Below are 3,778 nucleotides of genomic sequence, written 5' to 3' on the forward strand. Positions count from 1 at the left end.
GCCTGTACCTCCTGGCTGCGGGCCCACGCACGTACTCGCCGCTCCATCGATCCGCACGCCGCACGCCTTACGCCGTACGCGTCAGAGCGTGAACCCCAGGATCAGCGACACCAGGGCGCCCAGGGCCCCGATCGCGCCGACCGCGATGATGACGGGCCGCGTCGCGCCGCGTGCGGACGCGCGCCAGGCCTGGTTGTACGACACCTGGCAGCGCTTGCCGGGGAAGTAGCCCGTGACCGTGCAGAAGATGCCCAGCGCTACGGCGATGAGCAGCGCGAAGGCGCCCGCGAAGTCGTACCCGGCGTGCTTGGCGTCGGAGACGACGTAGTCGAAGTCGCGCGAGGTCGACACGGCCTCGCCGGCCTGGGTCACCGAGACCGTCTCGTCGGCGTCGTAGCGCAGCTTGCTGTCGTCCAGGACGGCGTTGATGTCCTTGGTCTTGCCGTCGTCCGAGGTGAACGTCCCGTAGCAGTCATAGCTGCGCCGCGTCCGGTAGTGCCCGTGCGAGCGGTACCGCTCGTACTTCACCGTGCACTTTTCGACCTTCAGCTCCCCGTGGGTGCCACGGATCCCGGCCGCGTACAGGCCCTCCCAGCCGAAGAAGCCGCTGAAGAGCAGCGCGACGACGATGATCCCGGCACCGACCAGCCGGCCCAGGACCGGAACCTTGGGACCGGCCGGAGGCTGGGGAGGCTGGGGCTGTGCCGGATACGGCGCCGGGTAGGGCGACTGGGCTGGGGGCTGCTGCGGATACTGCTGCTGTCCCGGATACTGCTGCGCTGCCGGGGGCCCGAACGGCGGGCCCTGTGGCGGCGGTCCCTGAGGCGGGGGCCCCTGCGGTGGCGGGCCTTGGTAGGGCGGTCCCTGCGGCGGTGGGCCTTGGAGGGGCGGTCCCTGCGGCGGTGGACCCCACGGCGGCGGCTGGGACTGGGGCTGCTGGTACGGATTGGGTTGATAGTTGGACATGTGGGGTCTCGGGCTCCTCGCGGATGCGGATGCGAATACGGGTGCGGATGCGGATCTAGAAGCGAATGTGGACGCGAATGTGGACACGGGCGGCAGGCCGCAGCACGTTAGCGCAGGGACATGGCGTGTGTGTGAGCACGTGGTGATGATTGCGCGGGCAGTGAATCGTTGGTACGAGGCGACACTAGAGTGGCCGGGTCTCAGGTGACACGGCTTTCAGGGGGAGCTCATGGCAGGCAGCGGTTTCGACATCGATCCGGCCGTACTCAAGGACCAGGGCAGCGTCTTCACCGACCTCGGCGCCGACTTCAAGTCCGCGACCGACAGGCTCAAGTCGTCACTCGAAGCGGCCGAGGCCGACTGGGGCGAGGACATCATCGGCACCTTCGCCGACATCTACGAGCCGGTGCGCGACGGCATGCTCGACTCGATGGAGCACCTCTCCTCGGAGCTCGACAAGATCGGCAACAACCTGGTGGTCATGGGCGCGCAGTACGAGCTGACCGAGGACGACCAGGCCCAGAGCATCGTCGCGTACGGCGCTCAGCGCCCCGACATCACGTACTGACACAGCGCGGACGCGCACACACCTGTCTCAAGGGGCGACGGCCCGCAGCCGTCGCCGTCACACCTACACACAGGCGTACGCGTTACAGGGGCGTACGCACACGGGGGAGCAACACACCATGGCCTTGATGCTGCCGTCCGAGATCGAGTGGGTCCTGGATCTGCTCGGTTACAGCTGGCCGGACGCCAACGAGGACAAGATTCACGAAGCGGCGCAGGCGTGGCGGGAGTTCGCGGAGGCGGTCCGCCAGGCGCAGGGCACCGGGACGGGCGCGGCGCAGACCGTGTTCGCCACCAACTCCGGTGAGGCGGTGGAGAGTTTCGGTGAGGCGTGGCAGAAGTTCTCGGGCGCCGGGGGCGGCTATCTCGACGATGCCGCGCAGGCCGCAGAGATCCTCGCCTTCGCCCTCGACGCGGTCGCCCTGGTCGTCGTCGGCAGCAAGATCGCGGTGATAGCGCAGCTCATCGCCCTCGCCATCGAGATCGCCGCCGCGCAGGCCGCCGCACCGTTCACCCTCGGCCTGTCGGAGATCGGCGCCGCGGGAGCCACCCAGGCGACCCGGCTCATCGTGCGCCGGCTGCTCGACGAACTGAAGCAGCTGGTCATCAAGACGATCAAGGACGCCGTCGAACAGGCCTCGGTGAAGGCGATCAAGGAAATGATCGTCGAAGTACTGAAGGAGGCCGCCGTCGAGGCGGGCAAGTCGGCGGGCCAGAGCATCGTCGAGCAGGGCGTCAAGACCCACTTCGGCGCCCAGCAGAGCATCGACTTCGGCGCGGCGGCGGGAGCCGGGTACGACACCTTCAAGGAGACGGCCGTCAGCGGCATCAAGGACGGGCTCCAGGAGAAGGTCGACGGGATCACGGGCCTCGCCGATCCGCAGACCTACATCGACGCGGGGACCGACCGGGCGACGGAAGTGGCCGGGAACCACGCCCAGTCGGGCCTGGACCGGCTGCGCGGAGGAACGGGCGGCGACGCGTCGGCAGAGGCGTCGGCGGGGACTTCGTCAGGAGCATCGGAAGGTACTTCGACAGGGGCATCGGCGGGGGCTTCGGCATCGTCGGGATCCACGCCATCGACGCCGTCGACGCCGTCCTCGACCGGTTCCGCCGCGTCCTCGACCCAGGCCGCGGAGCCCGCGGCACCCGCATCATCGGGATCGGGCTCCGGTTCGGCGGAGGAGAACGAACGGGCCCGGGCGACGTTCGGCTGATCCCTGTTGTGTTCGTGACAATGTGAGGGTCGTGTCACAGTGCACCCGATCACCGGGAACGGTCTTGGTGACTGTGTCAACTGTGACTAAAGTACAGTCGCGGCACTCGCGAGCAGTGCCACCCGCGCCCGGGCCCCCTGGGGGGATTCGAGAGCCGCGGGGACCGATGTCGAATCTCATGGGGGCAAGTGGCCATGGCGGGTCAATTTAATGTTACGCACGAGGAGATGGTCGCGTTCAGCGGTCGCATCTCCCAGGTGAACGAGTCCGTCCAGGGCGAGATCCAGCGCCTGCAGACGGTGGTCGATTCGATCACCGGCGGCTGGAAGGGTGAGGCGGCCACCGCGTACAACAACCTGCAGAACCAGGTGAACGAGGACGCGACCGCGCTGAACCGGGTCCTGAACGAGATCAAGGAAGCGATCGACGCGACGGCCAGCAACTACCAGTCGTCCGAGGAGGAGCAGGCCGCGTCCATCGGGCACATCTCCTCGGGTGCCGAGGCCTCGCCGTTCGGCTAAGCCGAGCGCATCGCTCGTCGCTCGTCCTTCAGTGAGCTCGTAGAGCTTTCTCACCGTTCGTCCACAATCCCCCGGGGGAGAGATCATGTCCGGTCAGGTTCTGGTCAATTTCCAGACCATTTCCCAGGCGTCCCAGGACGTCAAGTCCACCGCCAGCAACGTGCGTCAGCAGCTCGACGACCTCGAGGCCGGCGTCAAGCGCATCGCCGCGAGCTGGGAAGGTAACGCGCAGGAGGGCTACCAGGCCAAGCAGAACGAGTGGGACCAGCGCGCCGCGTCGCTGCACTCGACGCTTGAGTCGATCGCCCGCGCCCTGGACACCGCAGCCCAGAACTACCAGCAGACCGAGCAGCGGAACACCAGCGTCTGGTCGTGACGCTCAGCGGTACGCAGCCGGGGGCGGGGGGGGGGGGGGGGGGGGGAGGGGCGCCGGAACGCGGTCGTCGGGTCCCCCCTACGGCGCCCACGAGCCCCCCCCCCCTCTTCTCCTCCTTCTCCCCCCCCCCC

Annotated in this window: 5 protein-coding genes; 4 read left to right on the top strand and 1 reads right to left on the bottom strand. The window is 68.3% G+C overall.

Annotated features, from left to right (window positions below):
* Positions 1–81: 81 nt before the first annotated feature.
* The gene (locus ACFVDP_RS15955; protein ID WP_383489398.1) at positions 82–966 is read right to left on the bottom strand and encodes a hypothetical protein; all 885 of its coding nucleotides are present in this window, start codon (positions 964–966) and stop codon (positions 82–84) included.
* 229 nt (positions 967–1,195) lie between these two features.
* On the opposite strand from ACFVDP_RS15955, the gene ACFVDP_RS15960 reads away from it, so the two are divergent.
* The 4 genes from ACFVDP_RS15960 to ACFVDP_RS15975 all read left to right on the top strand — a co-directional run bounded on the left by ACFVDP_RS15960 (position 1,196) and on the right by ACFVDP_RS15975 (position 3,647).
* Positions 1,196–1,534, top strand: a complete 339-nt coding sequence (locus ACFVDP_RS15960; RefSeq protein WP_383489400.1) for a WXG100 family type VII secretion target — start codon at positions 1,196–1,198, stop codon at positions 1,532–1,534.
* Positions 1,535–1,652: 118 nt separating this feature from the next.
* Positions 1,653–2,750: a PE-PGRS family protein gene (locus ACFVDP_RS15965; RefSeq protein ID WP_383489403.1), complete on the top strand. Its 1,098-nt coding sequence runs from the start codon at positions 1,653–1,655 to the stop codon at positions 2,748–2,750.
* A gap of 194 nt (positions 2,751–2,944) precedes the next feature.
* Positions 2,945–3,271, top strand: coding sequence for a WXG100 family type VII secretion target (locus ACFVDP_RS15970; RefSeq protein WP_383489406.1), 327 nt, complete (start codon positions 2,945–2,947; stop codon positions 3,269–3,271).
* 85 nt (positions 3,272–3,356) lie between these two features.
* Positions 3,357–3,647, top strand: coding sequence for a WXG100 family type VII secretion target (locus ACFVDP_RS15975; protein WP_383489409.1), 291 nt, complete (start codon positions 3,357–3,359; stop codon positions 3,645–3,647).
* The last annotated feature ends 131 nt before the right edge of the window (positions 3,648–3,778 follow it).

The organism is Streptomyces sp. NPDC057694, assembly GCF_042799415.1.
Lineage (GTDB): Bacteria > Actinomycetota > Actinomycetes > Streptomycetales > Streptomycetaceae > Streptomyces.